At 69.1% G+C, this 21748-nt stretch carries 22 protein-coding genes; 17 read left to right on the top strand and 5 right to left on the bottom strand.

Annotation, left to right across the window (positions count from 1 at the left end; translation table 11 throughout):
* Nucleotides 1-76: 76 nt before the first annotated feature.
* From HW578_RS00340 to HW578_RS00330, 3 genes are all read left to right on the top strand, one after another.
* A complete protein-coding gene (locus HW578_RS00340) occupies nucleotides 77-1531 on the top strand; it encodes a site-specific DNA-methyltransferase (protein WP_198368495.1) in 1455 nt (484 codons plus the stop codon).
* Nucleotides 1521-2813, top strand: a complete 1293-nt coding sequence (locus tag HW578_RS00335; RefSeq protein WP_198368494.1) for a site-specific DNA-methyltransferase — start codon at nucleotides 1521-1523, stop codon at nucleotides 2811-2813. Before HW578_RS00340 ends, HW578_RS00335 begins: the two co-directional genes overlap by 11 nt.
* 270 nt (nucleotides 2814-3083) lie before the next feature.
* Nucleotides 3084-3770: a hypothetical protein gene (locus HW578_RS00330; RefSeq protein WP_198368493.1), complete on the top strand. Its 687-nt coding sequence runs from the start codon at nucleotides 3084-3086 to the stop codon at nucleotides 3768-3770.
* A gap of 139 nt (nucleotides 3771-3909) precedes the next feature.
* Here the strand turns inward: HW578_RS00330 and HW578_RS27590 are convergent, their stop codons facing one another.
* Both HW578_RS27590 and HW578_RS00320 read right to left on the bottom strand, forming a co-directional pair.
* Nucleotides 3910-4794 carry a DUF3489 domain-containing protein gene (locus HW578_RS27590; protein WP_232478388.1) on the bottom strand — a complete coding sequence of 295 codons (885 nt, stop codon included), beginning with the start codon at nucleotides 4792-4794 and terminating at the stop codon, nucleotides 3910-3912.
* Between the two features lie 97 nt (nucleotides 4795-4891).
* A complete protein-coding gene (locus HW578_RS00320) occupies nucleotides 4892-5116 on the bottom strand; it encodes a hypothetical protein (RefSeq protein WP_232478387.1) in 225 nt (74 codons plus the stop codon).
* A 166-nt stretch (nucleotides 5117-5282) separates the two neighbouring features.
* Between HW578_RS00320 and HW578_RS00315 the strand changes: the two genes are divergently transcribed.
* Both HW578_RS00315 and HW578_RS00310 read left to right on the top strand, forming a co-directional pair.
* A complete protein-coding gene (locus HW578_RS00315; protein WP_198368491.1) occupies nucleotides 5283-5681 on the top strand; it encodes a hypothetical protein in 399 nt (132 codons plus the stop codon).
* Nucleotides 5678-7321, top strand: coding sequence for a terminase large subunit (locus tag HW578_RS00310; RefSeq protein ID WP_369407780.1), 1644 nt, complete (start codon nucleotides 5678-5680; stop codon nucleotides 7319-7321). Before HW578_RS00315 ends, HW578_RS00310 begins: the two co-directional genes overlap by 4 nt.
* Before the next feature lie 68 nt (nucleotides 7322-7389).
* On the opposite strand, the gene HW578_RS00305 is transcribed toward HW578_RS00310, so the two are convergent.
* Nucleotides 7390-8166 carry a DUF6602 domain-containing protein gene (locus HW578_RS00305; protein ID WP_198368490.1) on the bottom strand — a complete coding sequence of 259 codons (777 nt, stop codon included), beginning with the start codon at nucleotides 8164-8166 and terminating at the stop codon, nucleotides 7390-7392.
* 294 nt (nucleotides 8167-8460) lie between these two features.
* On the opposite strand from HW578_RS00305, the gene HW578_RS00300 reads away from it, so the two are divergent.
* The 9 genes from HW578_RS00300 (at nucleotide 8461) to HW578_RS00260 (ending at nucleotide 16042) form a co-directional block, all read left to right on the top strand.
* A complete protein-coding gene (locus HW578_RS00300) occupies nucleotides 8461-9861 on the top strand; it encodes a phage portal protein (protein ID WP_198368489.1) in 1401 nt (466 codons plus the stop codon).
* Nucleotides 9861-10529 carry an HK97 family phage prohead protease gene (locus HW578_RS00295; protein WP_198368488.1) on the top strand — a complete coding sequence of 223 codons (669 nt, stop codon included), beginning with the start codon at nucleotides 9861-9863 and terminating at the stop codon, nucleotides 10527-10529. The genes HW578_RS00300 and HW578_RS00295 overlap by 1 nt, the downstream gene beginning before the upstream one ends.
* Before the next feature lie 15 nt (nucleotides 10530-10544).
* A complete protein-coding gene (locus HW578_RS00290; protein ID WP_198368487.1) occupies nucleotides 10545-11843 on the top strand; it encodes a phage major capsid protein in 1299 nt (432 codons plus the stop codon).
* 102 nt (nucleotides 11844-11945) lie between these two features.
* Nucleotides 11946-12377 (top strand): hypothetical protein, encoded by a 432-nt coding sequence (locus tag HW578_RS00285; RefSeq protein WP_198368486.1) that lies wholly within the window; start codon nucleotides 11946-11948, stop codon nucleotides 12375-12377.
* Nucleotides 12378-12613: 236 nt separating this feature from the next.
* Entirely contained in the window at nucleotides 12614-13210 is a 597-nt protein-coding gene (locus HW578_RS00280; protein ID WP_198368485.1) for a phage head-tail connector protein, read from the top strand.
* A 53-nt stretch (nucleotides 13211-13263) separates the two neighbouring features.
* Entirely contained in the window at nucleotides 13264-13548 is a 285-nt protein-coding gene (locus tag HW578_RS00275; RefSeq protein WP_198368484.1) for a hypothetical protein, read from the top strand.
* A 1-nt stretch (nucleotide 13549) separates the two neighbouring features.
* Nucleotides 13550-14287, top strand: a complete 738-nt coding sequence (locus tag HW578_RS00270; protein WP_198368483.1) for a hypothetical protein — start codon at nucleotides 13550-13552, stop codon at nucleotides 14285-14287.
* A complete protein-coding gene (locus HW578_RS00265) occupies nucleotides 14284-14724 on the top strand; it encodes a hypothetical protein (protein WP_198368482.1) in 441 nt (146 codons plus the stop codon). The genes HW578_RS00270 and HW578_RS00265 overlap by 4 nt, the downstream gene beginning before the upstream one ends.
* Nucleotides 14725-14788: 64 nt before the next feature.
* The gene (locus HW578_RS00260; RefSeq protein ID WP_198368481.1) at nucleotides 14789-16042 is read left to right on the top strand and encodes a phage tail tube protein; all 1254 of its coding nucleotides are present in this window, start codon (nucleotides 14789-14791) and stop codon (nucleotides 16040-16042) included.
* Nucleotides 16043-16368: 326 nt separating this feature from the next.
* On the opposite strand, the gene HW578_RS27585 is transcribed toward HW578_RS00260, so the two are convergent.
* Complete coding sequence (locus HW578_RS27585; protein WP_232478385.1) at nucleotides 16369-16644, bottom strand: hypothetical protein; 276 nt, start codon at nucleotides 16642-16644, stop codon at nucleotides 16369-16371.
* The gene (locus HW578_RS00250; RefSeq protein WP_198368480.1) at nucleotides 16641-17345 is read right to left on the bottom strand and encodes a CPBP family glutamic-type intramembrane protease; all 705 of its coding nucleotides are present in this window, start codon (nucleotides 17343-17345) and stop codon (nucleotides 16641-16643) included. Before HW578_RS00250 ends, HW578_RS27585 begins: the two co-directional genes overlap by 4 nt.
* 180 nt (nucleotides 17346-17525) lie before the next feature.
* Between HW578_RS00250 and HW578_RS00245 the strand changes: the two genes are divergently transcribed.
* The 3 genes from HW578_RS00245 to HW578_RS28280 are packed head-to-tail and all read left to right on the top strand — an operon-like array spanning nucleotide 17526 to nucleotide 21666.
* Nucleotides 17526-17978 carry a hypothetical protein gene (locus HW578_RS00245; RefSeq protein WP_198368479.1) on the top strand — a complete coding sequence of 151 codons (453 nt, stop codon included), beginning with the start codon at nucleotides 17526-17528 and terminating at the stop codon, nucleotides 17976-17978.
* Between the two features lie 47 nt (nucleotides 17979-18025).
* Entirely contained in the window at nucleotides 18026-18328 is a 303-nt protein-coding gene (locus tag HW578_RS00240) for a phage tail assembly chaperone (protein ID WP_456308255.1), read from the top strand.
* Complete coding sequence (locus tag HW578_RS28280) at nucleotides 18325-21666, top strand: phage tail length tape measure family protein (protein WP_198368477.1); 3342 nt, start codon at nucleotides 18325-18327, stop codon at nucleotides 21664-21666. The genes HW578_RS00240 and HW578_RS28280 overlap by 4 nt, the downstream gene beginning before the upstream one ends.
* The last annotated feature ends 82 nt before the right edge of the window (nucleotides 21667-21748 follow it).

Below are 21748 nucleotides of genomic sequence, written 5' to 3'. Positions count from 1 at the left end.
CTGGCGCCTTGGGGCGCCCCTCCGCGACGGGGGACACGCAGGGATTTTTCCCTCCCTAAAAAGGTGGAGTTCACGCATGCAGCGAGCATGGCCGGCCGATGCGGTCGAGCGGCGCCCGGTGGCCTCGCTGCTGCCCTACGCCCGCAATGCGCGCACCCACAGCGCAGACCAGGTGGCGCAGATCGCCGCCGCCATCCGCGAGTGGGGCTGGACCGTACCGGTGCTGGTGGACGAGGCCGGGCAGCTTATCGCCGGCCACGGCCGTGTCCTGGCTGCGAAATCCCTCGGCCTGCTCGACGTGCCGGCGATGGTCGCGCACGGCTGGTCGGAGGCCGACAAGCGTGCCTATGCGCTCGCCGACAACAAGCTGACGCTGAACGCCGGCTGGGATGCCGACCTGCTGAAGGGCGAGCTGTTCGAGCTCCGCTCCGAGGGCTTCGACCTGGGCCTGACCGGCTTCGGCGCGGACGAGGTGGCGGGGCTGCTCGGCGATCTGGCGGATGTCGCGGCCACGGACACGGGGGAGTCCGAGGGCGGATCCGGCGGCGCCACCGGCATCGGTGTTGGTGGCGGTGCCGAGGGGGACGAGGATCCTGCCGATGCCGAGCCGGTGCCGCCGCGTCAGGCGGTCGCGCGCCGGGGCGATCTCTGGCTGCTCGGCGAGCATCGCCTGCTCTGCGGCGACAGCACCGACCCCGCCTGCGTCGCCCGCATCCTGGCAGGGGATCGCGCAGCGCTGCTGTTCACTTCCCCGCCCTATGGCAACCAGCGCGCCTACACCACCGGCGGCATCTCGGATTGGGATGCGCTGATACAGGGGGTGTTCCAGCACCTGCCGGTGATTCTCGCCGAGGACGGCCAGGCGCTGGTGAACCTCGGCCTGATCCACCGCGATGGCGAGTGGCAGCCCTATTGGCAGGGCTGGGTCGAATGGATGCGCGCGCAGGGCTGGCGCCGCTTCGGGTTGTACGCCTGGGACCAGGGACCCGGCCTGCCGGGGGACTGGAACGGCCGGCTGGCGCCGGCCTTCGAGCTGGTGTTCCACTTCAACCGGAAGTCTCGCCCGCCGAACAAGATCATCCCCTGCAAATGGGCGGGCACGGAGAACAAGGGCAGCGGGCTGCGCGCCGCGGATGGGGAGGTGAAGGCCTACACCCATGCCGGCCTGCCGGTGCAGGAGATGCGCATTCCCGACAGCGTCCTGCGCATCACCCGGCACAAGGGGCGCGGGATCGAGACCGAGCACCCGGCGGTGTTCCCGGTGGCGCTGCCGGAGTTGCTGCTGCAGACCTACGCCAATCTCGGCGATGCCGTGTTCGAGCCCTTCGCCGGCTCCGGCACGACGATCCTGGCCGGGCAGAGGACCGGGCGGAAGGTCCGAGCAATCGAGCTCGCGCCAGCCTATGTCGACCTCGCTATCGCCCGCTACCGGATGGTGTTCCCCGAGCTGAGGGTGACGCTGGACGGCGACAGGCGGGACTACGACGCGGTGGCCGCGGCGCGCGCGGAGGAAATGGCCGATGCTGCCTGATCTCCGAGTCGAGATGCTGCCGACCGCGGTGCTAGCGCCCTATGCCGCCAATGCGCGCCAGCACCCGGAGGCGCAGGTGCAGCAGCTGGCGGCGTCGATCCGCGAGTTCGGCTTCAACGTGCCGGTGCTGGTCGATGATGCCGGCGTGCTGATTGCTGGCCATGGCCGCGTGCTGGCGGCGAAGGCGCTCGGCCTAGCCAGCATCCCCGCGATCCGGCTCGGGCATCTCACTGAGGCGCAGGCCAAGGCCTACCGGCTGGCGGACAACCAGCTGGCGCTCAATTCCACCTGGGACGACGGGCTGCTGGCCACCGAGTTGCGCGGCCTGCTCGATGCCGAGTTCGATCTCGGGCTGATCGGCTTCGACGCCATGACGCTCGACCGGCTGCTGGCCGGCCCCGCGGAGGACGAGGCGGGCGGTTCCGATCCAGACGCGCCCGCGCCAGAGCCGCCCGCCAACCCCGTGTCGCGCCCCGGCGATCTCTGGATCCTCGGCCGGCACCGCCTGCTCTGCGGCGACGCCACCAATGCGCAGGATGTTGCGCGGCTGCTCGATGGGGCGAAGCCGCACCTGATGGCGAGCGATCCTCCGTACGGGGTGGAGTACGACCCATCCTGGCGCAACGAAGCCGGCGTCTCGTCCACCGCGCGCACGGGGAAGGTCGCGAATGACGACCGCGCCGACTGGCGCGAGGCCTGGGCGCTGTTCCCTGGCGATGTCGCCTATGTCTGGCATGCCGGCGTGCACGCGCGCACGGTGATCGACAGCCTCGAGGCGGCGGGCTTTGCGATCCGCAGCCAGATCATCTGGGCCAAGCCGCGCTTCGTGCTCGGCCGCGGCGACTACCACTGGCAACACGAGCCCTGCCTCTATGCCGTCCGCAAGGGAGCGACGGGCCACTGGCAGGGCGCGCGCGACCAGGCGACGCTGTGGTCGATCGGCTTCGGCGGCGACGAGGACGCCGAGACGATCCACGGCACGCAGAAGCCCGTTGAGTGCATGCGGCGGCCGATCGTCAACAACAGCGCGGTCGGCGATGCGGTCTACGAGCCATTCTCGGGCAGCGGCACCACGATCATCGCCGCGGAGACCACGGCGCGGCGCTGCTACGCGATGGAGATCGATCCGCGATATGTGGACGTCGCGGTGCTGCGCTGGCAGGCGCTGACGGGGAAAGGGGCCTTGCTCGCGTCCGAGGAGTTGACCTTCGGGGATGTCGCGGCAACGCGTAGCGGTGCTCTATCGGCGCGAGAGCGGACGTTGGGGACAAGCCACATCTGACAATCCTTAGCTATCGTGCATGGCCGAACCGCTGTTGCTCAAGGAGATGGGGGGAAATACGCGGGCTGTGGACGTCGTGCTGCGTGCCCAATTCGCAACGAGATTCTGCCCCACCACTGCCTTTGCGGGCGCCTAGCCTTCCTCCTGCTGAAACCCGTTGGAGGTTTGCCTCATGACCTACCGCAAGGCCTGCCTTTAAGGCTGGCGCCAGGCGGGCGCGTTGAAGGCCCCGCCTGGCGCTATGGCGCAACATCATCCTGAGGTTCGGCGATGACGAAGAAGCAGACGAGTGAAAGTGTGTTCGCGCGTATGTGGCGCGCACGTCCCATCCCGTTTGCCACGGGTGCGGCCTTCATGCTGGTCCTAATCGCGACCGGGCTGTGGAAGGCCGTAGTCTGGTTCGACACCAGCAATCCTGGCACTCTCCCGAGGATTGTCGGCCGGATCATCGAAGCCCCGCCGGCTTCGGCGTCGGAAGCATCCCAGCTTCCGGGGGATTGGTACATCTCGGTTTTCTATAAGAATGCCGAGGACGGAATCCCGATCGAGACATGGAGGCTGAATGCACGCGGTATGCTCACGCTCGCGGGCGACATTGAGGACAGGCGGACTGGGCATCGCGGCGTAGCTTCCGGCTATGTGCGAGACAACACGATATCGCTTGCCTATGGGTCGGCTGATGAGCGTCGGCCGGGGTATGGGTCCTTCATCCTGCGACGCGTGCCGGCTGCCGTGAGGGGCGAGGGCGACATCTGGGTCGGTACCGCCATCGTTCATGATTGCCAGGCCGTCACGCGGGAAGGCGACCGCGCGATCTGTGCCAGTGGACGGATCCTCGCATGCCCTGCGATTCTGTCGCAGCGTCCAGTGCCATCGGCCGCTGAGCAGCGCGCCTATTTTCGGAGCGAATGCTTGCCGGTCAGTCAGGCGAGGGAGTTGGCGTCGACCAGCTCCTGATGAGAAGGCATCGGCGTTGCCAGAGCGCACAACGTCGGTTGAATCTTGTGGCGCGGATTATTCGTACATAGGAAATTCTCGAGTTTCGCCACCCGAACTACGCGGGTGGCGAATTCTTCGTTGGCGTCAGCAGTTCGCGTCAGCCAGCCGTGCGGTAGACGCTGTAGGACCCGCGGGCGCCCTCCTTGTTCGGCCCGACCTGGCGGATCCGCTCCAGCACCGTGACCTCGATGCCCTTCTTCTTCAGCCCGGCGAAGAACCCGCGCACCGTGTGCTGCGCCCAGCCGGTGGCCTCCGCGACCTGCGCCACCGTCGCCCCCTCGGGGCGGCGCAGCAGGGCGAGCACCGCCTCCTGCTTCGTGCCCTCGCGCGGCTTGCGAGGTGCGCCCGGCTCCCGAGGCGGGCGACCCGGCTTCGCGGCCAGGGCGGCGCGCAGGGCGTCGATCGCGGTCGGCAGGTCGGTGCGCATGTTCGCCTCGTCATCCCAGGCATCGAGGATGCGCTGGGCCGCAGCGCGCAGGGTGGGGTTCGCCTTCGGGCGCGGCGTGGCGAGGGCCTGGTCCAGTTGGGCCACCTCCTCCGCCAGGGGCGCGCCGTAGGCCGGTTCGGCTGGCGCCGCGGGGGTGTCCTGCGCGGCGGGTTCCTCTGCGCCCGTCAGCGCGGTGGCGCCAACCGTGGCCGGCTCGCCGTTGTCGTCGCCCTCGATCAGGCGGGGATTCACCCCATTGCGCTCGTCGCGCAGTAGGGCGTCCTCGACCTCCTCCGGCTCGCCCTCCGGCTCTACGCCGATGGCGCGCAGCCCGGCTTCGGTGATCCGCAGCAGCCGGGTCCGGCCGTCGATCTGCCAGGCGTCGCGCGCGGCGTAGGCGCTGGCGTGCTCGTCGCTCACCAGCCCCTGCTTGATCAGGGACTTCGCCACCGTCTGCCGCGCCGCGGAGGGAAGGCGCTCGGGCGGGACGGCGAGGCGGTCGTCGCGCTGGCTCGCCTGGCTGAGGATAATCCGCTGGGTGTCGGAGAGTTTCATCGTCGGGCTCCTGGTTCGGCACCCGTGGATCCGGGTGCTACCAGCCCGAGCCCCGCCGGGGATCACCCGGTCGGGGCGGTGCGGGGGCGGCGTCCCGTCAGGGCGCGTATTCCCCGCGGCGGAAATGCTGGTCGGCGATGTCCTTCAGCTTCGCGGTGGCGTCGGTGAGCCAGACGGCTTCGCCCCAGAGCACCGCGTTGGGGTCTGTCCCAAAGTGATCCGCGCTGGCCTGCTGCAGTTCGGCGAGCAATTCGTCGAACTCGGCCTTCTTCATCAGGAAGGCCTCAAGGCTGTTGAGCTGGTTGGCTTCGCGCTTGGTCATCGTCGTCTCCGTCCTCCGCATCGCGTGACGGACCATTCGCGCTGAGCCGCGCCCGAGCCAAGCGCATCTGCCGATCATGATGTTGCTCAGTTCAGCGCGATCCGATCATCTCGTGACGCCGCGGCGCCACGCCATCAGGGAGCCGCGCATCGCGGCGCTGCACCCCATGCCCCGCAAGCCCGGCCGTCCGGCCTACACGCCCACCGAGAAGGACCGAGCCACCGTCAAGACGATGTCCGCCTTCGGCATTCCGGACTACGAGATCGCGCGCGTGCTCGCACTCGACCCCAAGACGCTGCGCAAGCACTTCTGGACCGAGCTCGAGGTCGGCCATGTCGAGGCCAACGCCAAGGTCGCCGCCTCCCTGTTCAAGAAGGCGACCGGCGACGGCCGCGAGGCGGTGGTGGCGGCGATCTTCTGGCTGAAGTGCCGCGCCGGCTGGCGCGAGCGCCCGGCCACCGACGAGCTCAGCAAGAAGGAGCAGCGCGCTCTGGAAGCCGAGACCGCCGAGCGCGGTACCTCCTGGGAGAGCCTTCTCGAACCGGCGAGTAGCCGGCTGCAGTGACCGCCTGGTCGCTGGCCTGCCCCGATTGGGCGGCGCGCATCCAGGCGGGGCAGTCGCTGCTGCCGGAGATGCCGCTGCTCCTGCGCGCCGAGGCCGAGCGCGCGGTCACCATCTTCAACCGGCTGCGGCTGCCGGACGTGCCGGGCCGGCCGCCGTTGTCCACCGCCGGCGGCGACTGGCAGCGCGACATCGTCCGCGCCCTGTTCGGCTCGTGGGATGGGACCGAGCGGCACATTCGCGAGATCTTCGCCCTCGTCCCCAAGAAGAACGCCAAGACCACCGCCGGCGCGGCGATCATGGTCACCGCCCTGCTGATGAACCGCCGCCCGCGGGCGGAGTTCATCATCGTCGCACCCACCCAGGACGTCTCCGACCTCGCCTATCGCCAGGCGGTGGGCATGATCGAGGCCGATCCGGTGCTGGCGGCGAAGTTCCATGTCCAGGAACACCTCAAGCGCATTACCTACCGGCCGACCAACGCCTTCCTGAAGGTGAAGTCCTTCGATCCGAAGATCGTCACCGGCACCAAGCCGGCGGGGATCCTGCTCGACGAGTTGCATGTCATCGCCGAGGCGCCGGACGCCGACCGGGTGATCGGCCAGATCCGCGGCGGGCTGATCTCGCAGCCCGAGGGGTTCCTGATCACCATCACCACGCAGTCGGAGCGTCCGCCCGCCGGCGTGTTCCGCGCCGAGCTGATGAAGGCGCGCAAGGTTCGGGACGGCGTGTTGCAGGCGCCGATCCTGCCTGTGCTGTACGAGTTCCCACCCGAGGTCGAATGGCGGGATCCGGCGAACTGGAAGATGGTCACCCCGAACGACGGCCGCTCCATCACCGTGCAGCGGCTGATCCCCGACTATCACGCCGCTGTGGAGGCGGGAGAGGAGGAGCTGCGCCGATGGGCGTCGCAGCACCTCAATGTCGAGATCGGCCTGGCTCTTCTGTCGGATGCCTGGGCCGGGGCGGAGCATTGGGAGCCGCAGGCGGATCCTGACCTGACGCTGGATCAGTTGCTGTGCCGGGCCGAGGTGGTCACCGTCGGCATCGATGGCGGCGGCCTGGACGACCTGCTCGGCCTGTCCGTCATCGGCCGCGACGCCGTGACACGGGACTGGCTGCTGTGGTCGCGCGCCTGGGCGCATCCGGTGGTGCTGGAGCGGCGGAAGTCGGAGGCGGCCCGGCTGACGGACTTCGCCCGTGATGGCGATCTGCGCATCGTGGCGCGGCTGGGCGACGACGTGGAGGAGGTTGCCGACCTGGTCGCGGACATCGACCACGCGGGCCTGCTGCATGCGGTCGGGCTCGACCCCGTGGGCATCGGTGGCATCGTCGATGCGTTGGCCGAGAGGCACATCACCGGCGACCGCGTGGTCGGGATCCCGCAGGGCTGGCGGATCAGCGGGGCGATCAAGACGTTGGAGCGAAAGCTGGCAGACGGCACGCTGTGGCATCCCGGGCAGGCGCTGATGGCGTGGTGCGCCGGCAATGCGCGGGTCGAGCCGCGCGGCAACGCCATCACCATCACCAAGCAGGCCGCCGGCAAGGCCAAGATCGACCCACTCGTGGCGGCGTTCAACGCCGCGGAGCTGATGTCGCGGAACCCAGAGGCACGTTCGGTACCCACGATCGTCATCATCTAGCGAGCTGCGAAACTTGGAATCTGCGGGCGTTGGAATATCGACAACCCCGAGCGGCCGCCCTGTGCCGCCTACACCAATCGAGCCCATTTGCGGGTCTTGGCATAAGCCATCCAATCAATCGGAGGGCGCCGCCCACGCTCTCGCGTAAGAAAATTCATTAGATGAACATAAAATTCTAGAAATAAGCCTTTTGGATTCTCCTCTGCAACCGCCGATCTGGCCTGAGGGTGTATAATACCCCGATCAAGTACGAATACGCGATCCACAACGTCGACTTCGCATTTACACAATTTTGCAGAAGCTTTGATCCTGTCAAACTCCTTCTGCGCCCAATTTTTTTCACTAAGATTGCTTCGATAAGCGAATACATAATATGGACATCTGAAGTGATTTTCGAAAGTTTTCCCGTCAGTGGCGGCGGGAAGAAATTTTTCTTTAAAAGGCCGGAGCGCCCGGACTTTCTTCGCAGAATTTAGGCATTTTTCGATTTCGTCGCCCGTCAGAATGGATTTTACCTCGATTACAGCGTAGATCGCTTCTGCAGGAACAAGAATATTTTCAGACGAAGATTGAATTGGAGCTGCGCTCATACGATCATACAAAAATAAATCTAACTCTCCACTTCTGTTATCTTTGAAATCAATGGCCTCTCCTTTCCCGACTGCGAAAATTGATGGCAAATGACTTCGCAAAAAATCTGCAAGTGCGAGCGCTCTTTCATTTCCTTTTATGCCTCTGTGTTCAAAATTTTCGGCTCCAGAGGCGTCGAGCGCTAGCCGAGTTTCTGCCTGATTTAGGACGTTAGAAAAAACGTTACTGGGAGACTGTGTATGTCTCTTTGTCATGTGTTTGCCTATCCCATCTCTGCGACTCGCCACGAGCCAATGCTGGCAGACATTCAACGCTCGTCATCTGACGTGTCGATGGGCTCCGAGTGGTGAGAGGACAGGTGACATGCGGTGCACTGCTTCCCGCTTCAGGCGATAGCCTATGGCTGCCCGATCGGCGCGATCCAGGATGAGCAGAATGGCGCGGACACGCCGCCTGTGTAGATCTGCCGCGCCGGCCAACGCGCGCGCTTCTCATTGATGCCCAGTCTGCTCGATGGTCTCGCCCGTCTGTGGCGAGAACGGAAAGCCGTGACCTTTGCGCCGGGCTTCTGGGACGCGCTGCGCCCGGCGGCGAAGTCCGGTGCCACCGTGAACGCCACCTCCGCGCTGGAATGCACCACCGCGCTCGCCTGCGTGCAGGCCATCGCCTGCGGTGTCGCCATGCTGCCGCTCGACATCTACCGCCCGCGCACGGGCGGCGGGCGGGACGTGGCGACGGTCGAGCCGCTGTGGGAGTTCTTCGCCGGCCAGCCGAACGAATGGCAGACGTGGCCCGAGTGGATCGAGACCACGCTGATGCACGCCGTGCTGTGCGGCGACGGCATCTCCTTCATCAACCGGCCGAACTCGCGCGGGCCGATCCGCGAGCTGATCCCGCTGGTGCCTGGAACCGTCTCGGTCGAGCAGCGCCAGGGCTACGACCTCGTCTATCACCTCGTGCTAGCCGATGGCCGCAGCCTGACGGTCGGCCGAGAGCAAGTGTTCCACCTGCGCGCCCCGTCGTGGAACGCCTATTCCGGCCTCGACGCCACCAAGCTGGCCCGCGAGGCGATCGGCCTGGCGCTGGCCACTGAGGAGGCGCACGCCCGCCTGCACGCCAACGGCGCCCGCCCTGGCGGCATCCTCACCACCGAGCAGCGGCTGACCCGCGAGCAGGTCGATGAGCTCCGCGCCGCCTGGCAGCAGACCCAGGGCGGCCTGTCCAACGCCATGCGCACTGCGGTGCTGTCCTCCGGCCTGAAATGGGAGCCGATGGGCATGACCGGCGTCGATGCCCAGCACATCGAGACGCGGCGCTTTCAGATTGAGGAAATCTGCCGCGCCTTCGGCGTCTATCCCGCCATGGTCGGCCATACCGACAAGGCGAGCACCTACGCCTCGGCGGAGCAGTTCTTCATCGCCAATGTCGTCTACTCGCTGGGGCGCTGGACGCGGCGCTTCGAGGAACGCATCCGCGTCGATCTGATGACGCGGGAGGAACGACAGCGTCGGCTCTATGCGAAATTCTCCCTGCAGGCGCTGATGCGCGGCGACGCCCGCACCCGGTCGGAGTTCTACAGCGCGCTCATCACCCTGGGCGTGCTGACGCGCAACGAGGCCCGGGCGCTAGAGGAGCTAAACCCACTGCCCGGCCTCGACGAGCCGCTGCGGCCGCTGAACCTGGCGACCCAGGCGGAGGCCGAGGCGGCTCTGCGTGCCCGGCAGTCGCCGCCCCAGGGCCCCGATGGTGGTAGTGGCGGCCAGTCCGCCGGACGGCAGGACGCCGAGGGCAAGGCGGCGGCGATCGCCGCGGTCGCGCGTGTCATCGGCGCTGAGGACCCCGCCTTGGAACAGAAAATTGGCCGGATCCTGTCGGCGGCGAACGAAGCCCGCATCCGCGGCGCCCGCGACGCGCTGGATACGGTCCTCTCCCAGCTGGAGACCCCCTGATGCGGCATCGTGGCGATATCCGCGCCCGCTTCGAGGTCAAGTCGGTCGCCGCCGACAGCGGCGCCTTCGAGGGCTACGGCGCGGTGTTCGACGTGGTCGACACCTATCGCGATGTCATCCTGCCCGGCGCCTTCGCCGAGACGCTCGCCGAACATGCCCGCCGCGGCACCGCCCCGCGCATGCTGTGGTTCCACGACCCGGGCAAGGCGATCGGCGCCTGGTCCGAGTTCCGCGAGGACGAGCGGGGCCTGTACTGCGCCGGCCAGCTGGATCTCGACCATCCCGACGGTCAGAAGGCCTATGGCACCCTGCGTGGCGACGGTGCGATGGATCTCTCCATCGGCTACACTGCCATGCTGTTCGAGGTCGACCGCGCCGCCGAGCTGCGCCGCCTCAAGACCATCTGGCTGGACGAGGTGTCGCTGGCGCCACGCGGCCACGGGGTGAACCCCGCCGCGGTGGTGACCGACTTCAAGGCCCGCGCCGGCGGGATCCAGACCATTCGCGACTTCGAGGACTTCCTGCGGGAGGCAGGGTTCTCGCGTGACCGCGCCAAGGCCATCGCCTCGCGCGGCTTCAAGGCCAGTGCCGACCCTCGGGACGAGGGAGGAGAGACGGCCGCTGTGCTCGCCGGCATCCGCCGGCTGCAGCAGATCCTCCAGCCCTGACGGGACAGCAGATTCATGGACACCGATGTGAAGGAGGCCCTCGACGGCCTCGGCCGCGCCTTCGAGGAATTCAAGGCGACCAACGACAGCCGCCTGGATGAGCTCGCCCGCAAGGGCAGCGCCGACGTGTTGCTGGAGGAGAAGCTCCAGCGGGTGAACACGGCGCTCGACCAGTTCGAGACGCTGAACCAGCGCCTGACCAAGGCTGAGCTCGAGGCCAAGGCCGGCCGCGACGCGGCGGAGGGCTCGAAGGAGGCGCTGGAGCGCATCGAGACCCGGCTGAACCGCCCCGGTATGGGATCGGGCGATCGCCAGGCCGAGCTCAAGGCCCGGGTGAACACCTGGGCGCGGGCGGTGATCAACGCCCACACCCTCGGGGTGCCGAACCTCACCGCCGAGCAGCAGAAGGCCCTCTCCGACGTCGCCGCCGAGCACAAGGCCATGTCGATCGCCGACGACACCACCGGCGGCTACCTGGCCCCCTCGGAATACGTCCGCGAGATCATCAAGGGTGTGACCGAGATGAGCCCCGTCCGGTCCCTCGCCCGCGTGCGGGGCACCTCCACCAAGTCGATCATGCTGCCGAAGCGCACCGGCCAGTTCGCCGCCCGGCGCGTCTCCGAGCAGGGCACCCGGACGGAGACCCCCGGCCTTGCCTACGGGATGATCGAGATCACCGCGCCGGAGGTCTATGCGCTGGTCGACATCTCGCAGCACAACCTGGAAGACAGCGCCTACGACCTCGAGAGCGAGATCCGCGCCGAGGCGGTCGAGCAGTTCGCGGTCAAGGAGGGGCAGGAATTCGTCGGCGGCTCCGGCGTCGGCGAGGCGGAGGGGATCCTCACCAATGCCGACATCGCTTTCACCGTGTCGGGCTCGGCCGCCACGATCGCCGATGCCGAGGGCCAGGGGAATGGGCTGATCACGCTCTTCCATGCCCTCAGGACCGCCTATGCCCGGAATGCGGTGTGGACGCTGAACCGGGTGACGCTGGGCTCGGTGCGCAAGCTGAAGGACGCCGACAAGAACTACGTCTGGATGCCGGGGCTGGCGAATGGCGTACCGAACACCATCCTCGGCGCGCAGTATGTGGAATGCCCGGACATGCCGAACGAGGGGGCGGATGCTTTCCCGATCGCCTTCGGGGACTTCCGGCGGGGGTACGTCATCGTCGATCGCATCGCCATGACGATGCTGCGCGATCCCTTCACGCAGGCGACCAGCGGCAATGTGCGGTTCCTGTTCCGCCGGCGCATGGGTGGGGCGGTCGTGCTGGCGGAGACCATGCGCAAGCTGAAGTGCGCCGCGGCCTGACCGCCGGGCCCGCGGTGCCAGTCCCGGCCGCGCGGGCCGCCGCTGCGGTTATCCACACAATTCACTGTTCCATCAACGCAACTGAAAGGCGAGGTGCCCGCCATGGCCACTCGTGACCTGTGCCACAACGTCCACCCCGTGCGGGCGATCAGCCCGGCAGCGGCCAAGACCGACAACACGCTCTTCGTGTCGGAGATCATCGACACCAAGGGCTATGAGAGCCTGACCTTCCTGCTCGCCGCCGGCGACATCGCCGATGCCGACGCCACGCTCACCGTGCTGGTTGAGGCGAGCGATACCGCCAACATGGCCGGCGCCGAGGCGGTGCCGGACAAGGAACTGATCGGCACCGAGGCGCAGGCGGGGCTGTCCTTCGCCGACGACAACAAGACCCGCAAGATCGGCTATGTCGGCGGCAAGCGCTATGTCCGGCTGACCGTCACGCCGGCGAACAACACGGGGAACATCTTCCTCGCGGCGATCGCGCTGCTCGGCCATCCGCGCAACGCGCCGACGCCCAATCCGCTGGTGTGAGCATGCCGGCGGAGGGGCAGCGGCGGATCCGCGCGCTGCGGGCGTTTGCCTACTCGCTGGACGGTGTGCGGCTGATCGCCGTCGCCCCCGGCGAGGAGGTCAGCCTGCGCGCGGGCGCCGCCGCAGGACTGGTCGCCGAGGGATATGCCGAGGCGGTCGCTGCGGATCCTTCGCCTCGGCAGCAACCCGCACGGCGCCGTCCGCCCGTTCGCGATCCAGCCTGACGGGGAAGGCAGATGCTGGAGATCGTCACGCCGGCCGCCACCAGCGACCTCACGACGCTGGCGACCGCCAAGCGCGAGCTCGGCGTCACGGACACGGCACAGGACGCCCGGATCGCCGATCTGATCCGCCAGGCGTCCGACCTGGTCGCGCAGTGGTGTAATCGCTCGGGCTTCGGCCGCGAGATGCTGCGACAGACCGCACGCCTGGTGTCCCCGGTCGATGTCATCGTGCTCCACCGCGACCTCGGCGTGACGATCACCGCCGTCACGGAGGACGGCGTCGCGCTGGCCGCGGCCGACTACGAGCGGGGCGGCGTGCTGCTCTACCGGCTGCGCGAGGGCGCCCGCGTGCCATGGACGGCGCGGTTGGTGGTCGTGGAGTACCAGGCCGGCTTCGTGTTGCCGGACGACGCACCGCCCGCATTGGAACGCGCCTGCCTCGATCTGCTCGCTGGGCTGTGGCACGGCCAGGGGCGCGATCCGGCGGTGCGCAACGAGACCACCGAGGGCGTCGGCGCGGTCGGCTATTTCGAGCACCGCGGCGACACGCTGCCGCTGCCGCCCGATCGGCTGGCGGCCCTCGAACGCTATCGGCGGTTCCACCTCTGATGGGCGCGTTGCGCGAGGCCCGCCGCCGTGCCCTCGCGCGGCGCGGGCGGCCGATGACGCTGCGTCGTCTCGTGACCCCGCCGACCACCTACGCCACCGCGGCGGTGACCGGCTTCTCGGCCGACTCCGCGCCGGACGATCTTGTCCCACCGCTGGTGCAGGGCGATCGCCGCCTCGAGATCCTGCATGCCGACCTGGTCGCCGCCGGCTTCCCGTGGCCGCCGCGCGAGCCGGACGAGGTGCTGGACGGCGCGGAGAGCTTCACCGTGATCTTCGCCGCCCCCGTGTGGGAGGGGACGGAGCGCATCGGCTGGACCCTGGCGGTCCGCGGCGGCTGACATGGCCTTCACCCGCGGCCAGTTCCGCAACTTCACCCGCGAGCTTGAGGTTGGCACGCGCGGGCTGACTGGGCCGGCCGCCAGCCGCCGCCTCGCCGCCATGGCCCGCGCCCATATCGCCGAGGTCGAGCGGCAGCAGGCGGCCCGCTCCGGCGGGGTGGTACCGGACCACACGACGACGGTGGATGGCCGTCCGGGCGCTGCGCCGGAGCAGGTCCGTCCGGACGGCGTCATCCTGATCGCCTGGCACTACCTCACCGAGGCGGTGATCCGCACCGTGACCTACCTCGAGGAGAATGGCCCGGAGCGCAAAGGCGGCTGGAAGGCCAGCATCACCACCTTTGTCGACGACACCGCCGTGCCACGCACCGCTCGCCTGCCGGCCGGCGCCACCGAGGCGGTGGTGGTGGTGCGCGGCGACTACGCCCGCCGGCTCGAGGTGGGCAAGCGCGACAGTGGCGGCCCCTTCGTGCTGCAGGTGCCCATGCATTTCGTCGAGCAGGCGGCGGTCGCGCTGCGGCCTGTGCTCCGCCCGCTCGGCTGGGAGCCGCGCTTCACCTATGTCGATGTGCCGGACGCCTTTGCTCTCAGCGTCGAGGCGACGCGGCGGCGGCGCTTCGGGCGGCGAGGCATTGTGACGGAGCGCTCGCCGCGCCGCGTGCCTGGCGGCCAGGAGATCGAGAGCCAGGTCCGCTACCCGGCGATCGTGATACGGCCGCTGCGGAATCTAGGTCGATGACTGCCGCGCCCTACGCCGACAGCGTCGCCGCCATCGCCGCGGCTTGGTCGTCTGGCTGGCCGGCGCCCGCCGGCGTTCCGGTGCTGTGGCATCACAACGGCAGCGACGCCGTGCCGTCGCGCGCCAGCACGCAGCACTGGCTGCATCTGGCGGTCGAGCACAGCAGCGAGCGGCTGGTCGCCTTCGGGGCTGGCCGCGGCGTGCACGAGAAGGAACTGCACGGCTCGGTCGTCGTCCGTGTCATGGCCGCCCGCGGGTTGGGCGAGGCCACCCAGCTCGCCCTTCTGGACCAGGCGCTCGGGGTGTTCCGCAGCCGCCGCGACGGGCCGCTGTCCTTCCTTGGCACCTCGGTGATTGAGATGCCCGGCGCCTCGGCCGACGGCGCCTGGTGGGTGCGCAGCGGCATCGCCGTCTTCGTCTATCGCTTCCGCGGCTGATCCGGCCGCACAGCTGCCCTCGCCGCCCTTGGGCAAGGCGTCCTGAAAATCCGAGGAATTCCTCATGCCCCTCGCCGAAGGCAGCGCGGCCCGCTTCGCGTACAAGTTCTACGCGGACGGCACCATGACCACGAATGCGGAGGCGGATATCGCCACCGCGCCGGGATCCACCGGTGGCCGCATCCTGCGTCGCGTCAGCGCCGGGCTGAACCTGCGCAAGAACGCCACCCGCTCGGCCGAGATCCTCCCCTCGCGCCAGGTGCGGAGCTCCCGGCATACCTCCCGCCGGGTCGAGGGGCCGCTGGATGGCGAGTTCTCCCCCGGCAGCTATTTCGACTTCATCGAGGCCGCGCATCGCGATGCCGCCGCGCCGATCCTGCCCTCCGGCCTGACCGAGGTGCAGCTGACCAGCGCCGCCGCCGACAGCACCACCTCGAAGTTCACCTTCGGCGGGGGTGACCCGGTCGCGCTCGGCCTGCGCAAGGGGGCGATCATCCAGTTCGCCAGCCTGTCCGCCGCCGGCAACAACGGCGTGCGCTTCCTGGTCACCGGCTTCGGCGGCACCTCGAACCGCGAGGTCAGTGTCTTTCCGGCGCCGACCACCATGGCGGCGGACACCAGCTTCATGCTGACTACGCCGGGGAAGTCCTCGATCATCCCGGCCTCGGGCCATGTCCGCCGCAAGCTGGCGATCGAGCGCTACCACGAGGATCTCGACCGCGCCCGGCTCTACACCGAGCTCCGCGTCACCGGCTATCGCCTCGCCGTGCCGGCCGAGGGCAACAGCACCTTCGGCATCAATGTCATGGGGCGGAACCGCCGCACGCTGACCGGCGCGGCGGCGCCCTATTTCACCTCGCCGGCGGCGGCGACCACCACCGAGGTTTGCAACAGCCTCAACGGCATTTTGCGCATCGCCGGCAGCACGGTCGGTACCGTCACCGGGCTGAACCTGAACCTCGCCATGGCGGCGGACGCGCCGGCGGTGCTCGGTCAGGCCTTTCCGCCGGACGTGCTGCTCGGCACTGCCGACGTCACCGGCGACTTCACAGCGCTGGTGGACGACACCGATGCGATCAGCGCCGCCTTCGAGGAGGAGCTCGAGGTCGAGCTGCTGTTCATGCTGACCGCCGGCGGCGCCGCGGCGGACGCGGTGGCCTTCCACCTGCCGCGGCTCAAGCTGAACGGCGACGAGGAGAACGTGCAGGGCGAGGGCTCGCAGACCATGAACGTGCCGTTCCAGGCGCTGGAATACCTCGGCAGCGCGCCGGGGATGACCGGCACCACCCTGCGCTGCACCGATACGGCGGCGGTGTGATGCTGCGATCGTGGGAAGCCCATTTTCCTGTCGCACATCCGAGGATGAAGGACGCTGGGTCCTTGGACTGCTGCCCTCCGACGCCGAGGAGCATAGTCTCTCCCAAATTGCAGACGCGGTGGCAGGGACTAGTGGTGACCAATTCAGTGGGCCGCGTGCTCGCAAGCGGCAACGTTGCGGACCTCATCGAATGGGATGGCAGGCTTCTCAAGCTCTACCGAAGTCATGCCGCAAAAGCGTCGGTGTTCCGGGAGGCGGCGAGCCATGCGCGCGTGGAGGAACTCGGGCTGCCGGTTCCCGCCATCTGGGGCGTGGCGAAGGTCGGCTCACGCTGGGGCCTCATTCTGGATCGGCTTGATGAGCGGACATTTGCTGACCGGATGCAGGCTGAGCCGTCTGCGATGGATCGGCATCTGCAGGCGCTCGCCCGCATTCAGGCTCAAATTCATGCCCAGCCCGGCAACGGGTTTCGCGCGCTGAAGGATCGATTGACTGCACGGCTCACGCGGGTGGCTGGCCTTGCGCAAGAGCAGAGGGACGTCTTGCTCCGCGGCCTCCGTGGCATGCCTGACGGCAACGACCTCTGCCACGGCGACTTTCACCCACGAAATGTCCTCGGTGAACCGGACCAGCCGATTGTGATCGACTGGCCCGACGCCTGCCGCGGCGATCGCGCAAAGAACCAGCCGTACAGCAGACCCAACAGGGTGTTGAGCAACAGGGTGCGCAAGGCGACGCTGGGAAGGAGTTCCGCACCTGTCGCAGCGACGGCGGGCAGATGGCTGGCGGCGAAGATTAGGGCGGCAAAGCTGACGCCGGTGAGAAGGACCCCAGTCGAGGGCGTCACAGCCCTACGGGCGAGAATGCGCCAAAGCGCCAGCACCACGAGACTCATGAGGCCCCAGCGGAACACGATCTCCTCGACGACGCCGCCATAGAGCAGGCCGACGAGTAGCGATGTCGCGCTCCAACCTTCGATGATGGAAGGCGGCATCCCCAGAGGGCCTTGCCAGAGCGCGCGACCTGAGTGGTCGGCAAGGGCGACAACAACCCCGATCAGAACCCCCGCTCCGATATCAACAGCGCGTTTGGGCTCCATGACAGGTGCGGCCGAAAGTCGCAGGCCGCAGCGCTTGGCAGCCCATGTCCCCGCACAGGCCGCGGTGACCAGAAGCACCGTTGGGTTGATGAGTAGTGCCCACTTGGGAACCCCCGGCAGCTCGGGCAGGACCAGGAGCAACGAGAGCACGCCCGGCAAGCCGATGAGGCTGAGGGCGATGGGCTGGTTCAAACGACGCGACATCGCGATCGGATGCCACAAGGCACCCCGGGGCGGTAGCTCCGCGCCGCCAAGGGCAAATCGACCTTCGACGCGATGTGTGCGTGCGCGCTCGCGATATCACCCGGCGCTCCCTCCTCATCGAGATGAGGCCGGGTCGCCCCGACGCCAGCGCCGGCTCTTGGCGCGAGAGAGAGGACGTTCATGCCCACCATCTTCGACACCCTGGCGCTGCCGACTGATCGCAGCGCCAAGCTGCTGCTCATCCACCCCGTGACGCGCGCGCCCCTCACCGACGAGTCCGGCGAGCAGGGCTGGATCGAGCTCTATTCCTGGGAGAGCGAGCAGGCGCAGGCGCATCGCCTGGCGCGCGACAACGCCCAGCGCAAGCTCGGCCGCGAGTTCACCGCCGAGGAGGAATGGGAGGATATGGGCCAGATGCTGGCCCGCCTGACCAAGGCCTGGCACCTGGTCGGCCTCGACGGCCGCGCTATCGCCGCGCCCTGCACCTTCGACGTGGCCGCCGGCGCCTACAACGCCACCGGGCTGCGCTGGCTGCGCAACGCCGCGATCGCCTTCCTCAACGTCAGCGGCAACTTCTTCCCTTTGGCTGGCTCGACGCCCTCCGCGCCCATGGCCGCCACCAATTCTGGCTGAGCCACCGCCTCAAGGACGGCGGCACACGCCGCCAGCATCTTCTGTCCGTGCAGCGGCAGACCGGCCGCCCGCCAGCCGGCCTCCTGGGGCCCCCGCGGCCGCCAGGATCCGACGCGGTGTGGCGCGCCTTCGGTGAGTTGGATGCGCAGCGCCAGTTCTCGGAGAGCGGCATCCCGCAGCCGATCCAGCACCGCGACGTCGAGGCCTGGTGCCGCACCATGCGGGTGTCGCTGCACCCCGCCGAGATCGTCGCCGTGCTCGCGCTCGACGGCGAGCGCCGCGCGGTCGAGGCCGAGCGACTGGCGGCGCGCCGCCCCCGTGATGTCGATCTGGAGGACGACGATCCATGAGCGGCACCATGGGCGGCGTCGAACTGCTGTCGATCATCCGCTCCTCGCTCGACGCCTCCGGCTATGTCGCCGGCGCGCGCCAGGTCGAGGGGGCGAATGAGCGCCTGCGCGCTTCCGGCGACAAGGTCGCGGGCTCGCAGGAACGCATCACCCGTGGGATGGACCAGACCGCGCGGCAGGTCGCCGCCCTCGCCCAGCGCACCAATCCGGCGGTCAAGGCGACCGTCGAGCTGGCCGATGCCGAGGCCAAGCTCGATCGTGCGCTGAAACTCGGCCTGATCAGCCTTGACGACCATGCCCGGCTGCTGGTGCCCCTGCAGCAGCGCCACCAGGCGGTCACCGCCGCGGCGAACCAGACCGCCAACGCCTTCGGGGTGACGGCGCGGCAGGCGCAGCAGCTGGCGCCGCAGGTCAACGACGTCATCACCTCGCTGCTCGGCGGGGCTAGCGCCTTCCAGGTGCTGACCCAGCAGGGTGGCCAGATCACGCAGGCCATGGGCGGGGTCGGCAACACCTTCCGCGCCATCGGCGGTCTGTTTTCCCCCGTCCGCGTCGGCGTGCTTGCCGTCGGCGGGGCGCTGATCGGCACCTTCGCGGCCTATGAGGGCACCGAGCGTCGCGTCGCCCGGCTGCGCAATGAGCTCCGCGGCTATGCCGCCGACTACGAGAGCCTCGCGCGCAACCTGGAGCGCCGCGCCCGCGAGCAGAGCGTGCTGACCCCGGGGGCAGGCCGTAGCGAGGTGCGCACCGCGCAGGCCCGTATTGCCCAGGTCGTGCGGCCGGAGGATCGGGAGAACCTGGAGCACTACGTCGCCCTCGCGCTCGACCTTTCGCGCACGCTCGACAAGGATCTCTCCGCCGCGGCCGAGCGGGTGGCCCGCGCTCTGCGCCGGCCGGAGGAGGTGGCGCGGGAGCTCGCCGAGCAGGGAGTGCGCGGCTTCGACGAGCAGTTCCGCCGCCATATCGAGCTCATGGTCCGCGCCGGTGATGCCAGCGGCGCCGCGGCGCAGGTGACCGCACGCCTGACCAGCGTGGTGCAGGGCGCGACCAATGGTGGCACCGCCTTCGAGCGGGCGATCAACAACGTCGAGAAATCGCTCGAGGGCCTGTGGAACCGGATCACCGACGGGCTGACGCGGGCCGGCGGTCCGTTCATCGACTGGCTGGCGCGGTCGGAGCGGCACTCGCGCTTCCTGGTAGAACAGGGCGGCCTCGCGGTCCTGCAGGCGTTGCCCGGTGGGGCGCCTATCGCCCTCGGTCTGCGCTTGCAGCAGATGCTTGGGCCGTCCGCGCCGGGTGCGCAGACCACCCGCGCAGGTCCCGCCGCCGATGTCGCGACCCTGCTGGACGAAGCGGCGCGCGTCTCCGGCGTCGATCGCGCTCTGCTGGAACGCGTCCAGCGCGCCGAGGGCGTCCGCAATCCGGATGGCAGCTGGCGCACCAGCAGCGCGGGCGCGCGTGGTCCAATGCAGGTCATGCCGGGCACCTTTGCCGAACTGGCTGGGCGGTATAGCCTATCCGGCGGCATCGACGACCCGCGCAGCAATACGATCGCCGGCGCGCTGTATCTGCGCGAGCGCTTGCAGGCGCGCGGCGACGTCGCCCTGGCACTGGCCGACTACAACGCCGGCCCGGGACGCGTGGACCGCGTGCTCGGCGGCCAGGCGGAACTGCCGAACGAGACCGCGCGCTACGTCCGCGGCATCCGGTCTGGTTACTCTGGTTCAGGCATCGCCGGGCCCGTGCAGCCGGTCACGCCGGCAGCGCCGTCGGCGCCTGCTGCCGGGGCTGCCGCCAACCCCCAGCCTGCATCGGTTGCCGGCCCGCCCACGCCGACGCCGGAGCAGCGCTTCTACGACAGTGCGCTGTCGGAGGTCCGCCGCCGCGGCACGCCGACCGGCGACGTCGCCGAGCTCACGCGCGACCTGGAGCGCTTCCAGCGGGCGCAGCGTCAGGCCGCACCGGACAGCGTCGAGTACCGCGAATTCGGCGATGCCATCGAGCAGATCCGCGCCCGCATCACGGGCACCGAGCGGCCGATTGAGCAGTTCATCCGCGGCCAGCGCGAGGCGGCGCGGATCGCCACCACCAGCGAGGGCGCTGCCCGTGAGCTCGCCCAGGCCATGCAGGGCCTGGAGGAGGCCGCCCGGGCGCAGGGGCGCGACCCCACGGCGGAGGAACGCGCCGTGGTGCGCGAGGCGGTGCTCGCCCGCGCCGCTGGCCAGTACCGGAATCTGACCGCCAACGTGGACCGCCAGATCGAGGCGGAGGGGCGGCTCAATGAGGCGATGGGTCGCGGCGCAGGGGCGATGCAGGAGGCCGAGGCGCGGGCCAAGGCGATGGAGGACGTCCGCCGCGCCGGCCTCGCCGGCACGGAGCAGGAGGCGGCAGCGGTCGCCGAGCTGACCGAGCGCTACCTACGCCTCGCGCGTGCGCAGGCCGACCGCATCACCGCCGCGTCGCTGGACGAGCAGCGCCGGCAGATCGATCTCATCCGCGCCGAGGCTGGCACCATCGGCCTTGGTGAACGCGACAGGGCGGAGGCGATCGCCGCCATCCGCGCTCGCGCGGAGTTGGAGCGCCGCTCGCCGGGGGCCTCCGACACAGACACCGGCCACCAGTATGTTGCCAACGCCGTCGATATTGCTCGGGCGCAGGACGATGTCCGCTTGCTCAAGGAGATCGAGGGATACGGCCGTGAGACCGCAGGTGTGCTGGTCAGCGGCTTCCGTGCCATTGCCTTCGAGGGCCGCCGCGCCAATGACGTGCTGCGCGACATGGAACGCGCGCTGCTGGACCTCGGCACCCGCGCCCTGCTGCTCAAGCCGCTGGAGGATGCGTTGGGGCGTCTGGCATCGACGGCGTTCAGCGGAGGTGCGGGAGGCGGTGGTGGCGGCCTCGGCGGCCTGCTGAGCCTGATCGGATTGGGCGGCAGTGGTCCAGAGATTGCCGGCGTCGGCCTTGCCAAGGGTATCGAGGGCGCCGCCGGCCTGGTCACCGCCGCCGCCCCACTGTTTCACGAGGGCGGCGTCGTCGGCGCCGACCCCACCCCGCGCCGCCTGGTCCCGGAGATTTTCTTCCATGGGGCGCCGCGACTGCACAGCGGCGGCTTTGCGGGCGGGACACCCTTCGCCAGCGACGAGGTCCCCGCCATCCTCCGCCGCGGCGAGGTGGTGCTGAACCGCCGCCAGCAGCAGGCCGTCGCCCGCGCGGCCACGCCCAGCGTGTCGCAGACCATCATCGTCCGCGCCGAGGACCCGGCCGCCTTCCATCGCACCCGGCTGCAGATGGCCGGCGCCATGCGACGCGACCTCGCCCGCGCGATGCGCAACGCATGAGGTTCCAGCCTCAAATCCCTTGCTGCACCTTCGGACGCCAACCGATCATTAGCTACAATCGAGATCTCGGCGGTGACGCGCC

Source organism: Roseomonas rosulenta, from assembly GCF_016106005.1.
Classification (GTDB): Bacteria; Pseudomonadota; Alphaproteobacteria; order Acetobacterales; family Acetobacteraceae; genus Neoroseomonas; species Neoroseomonas rosulenta.
The sequence above is the reverse complement of the archived record's forward strand: the minus strand, read 5'-3'. Positions and strand labels throughout refer to the sequence as shown.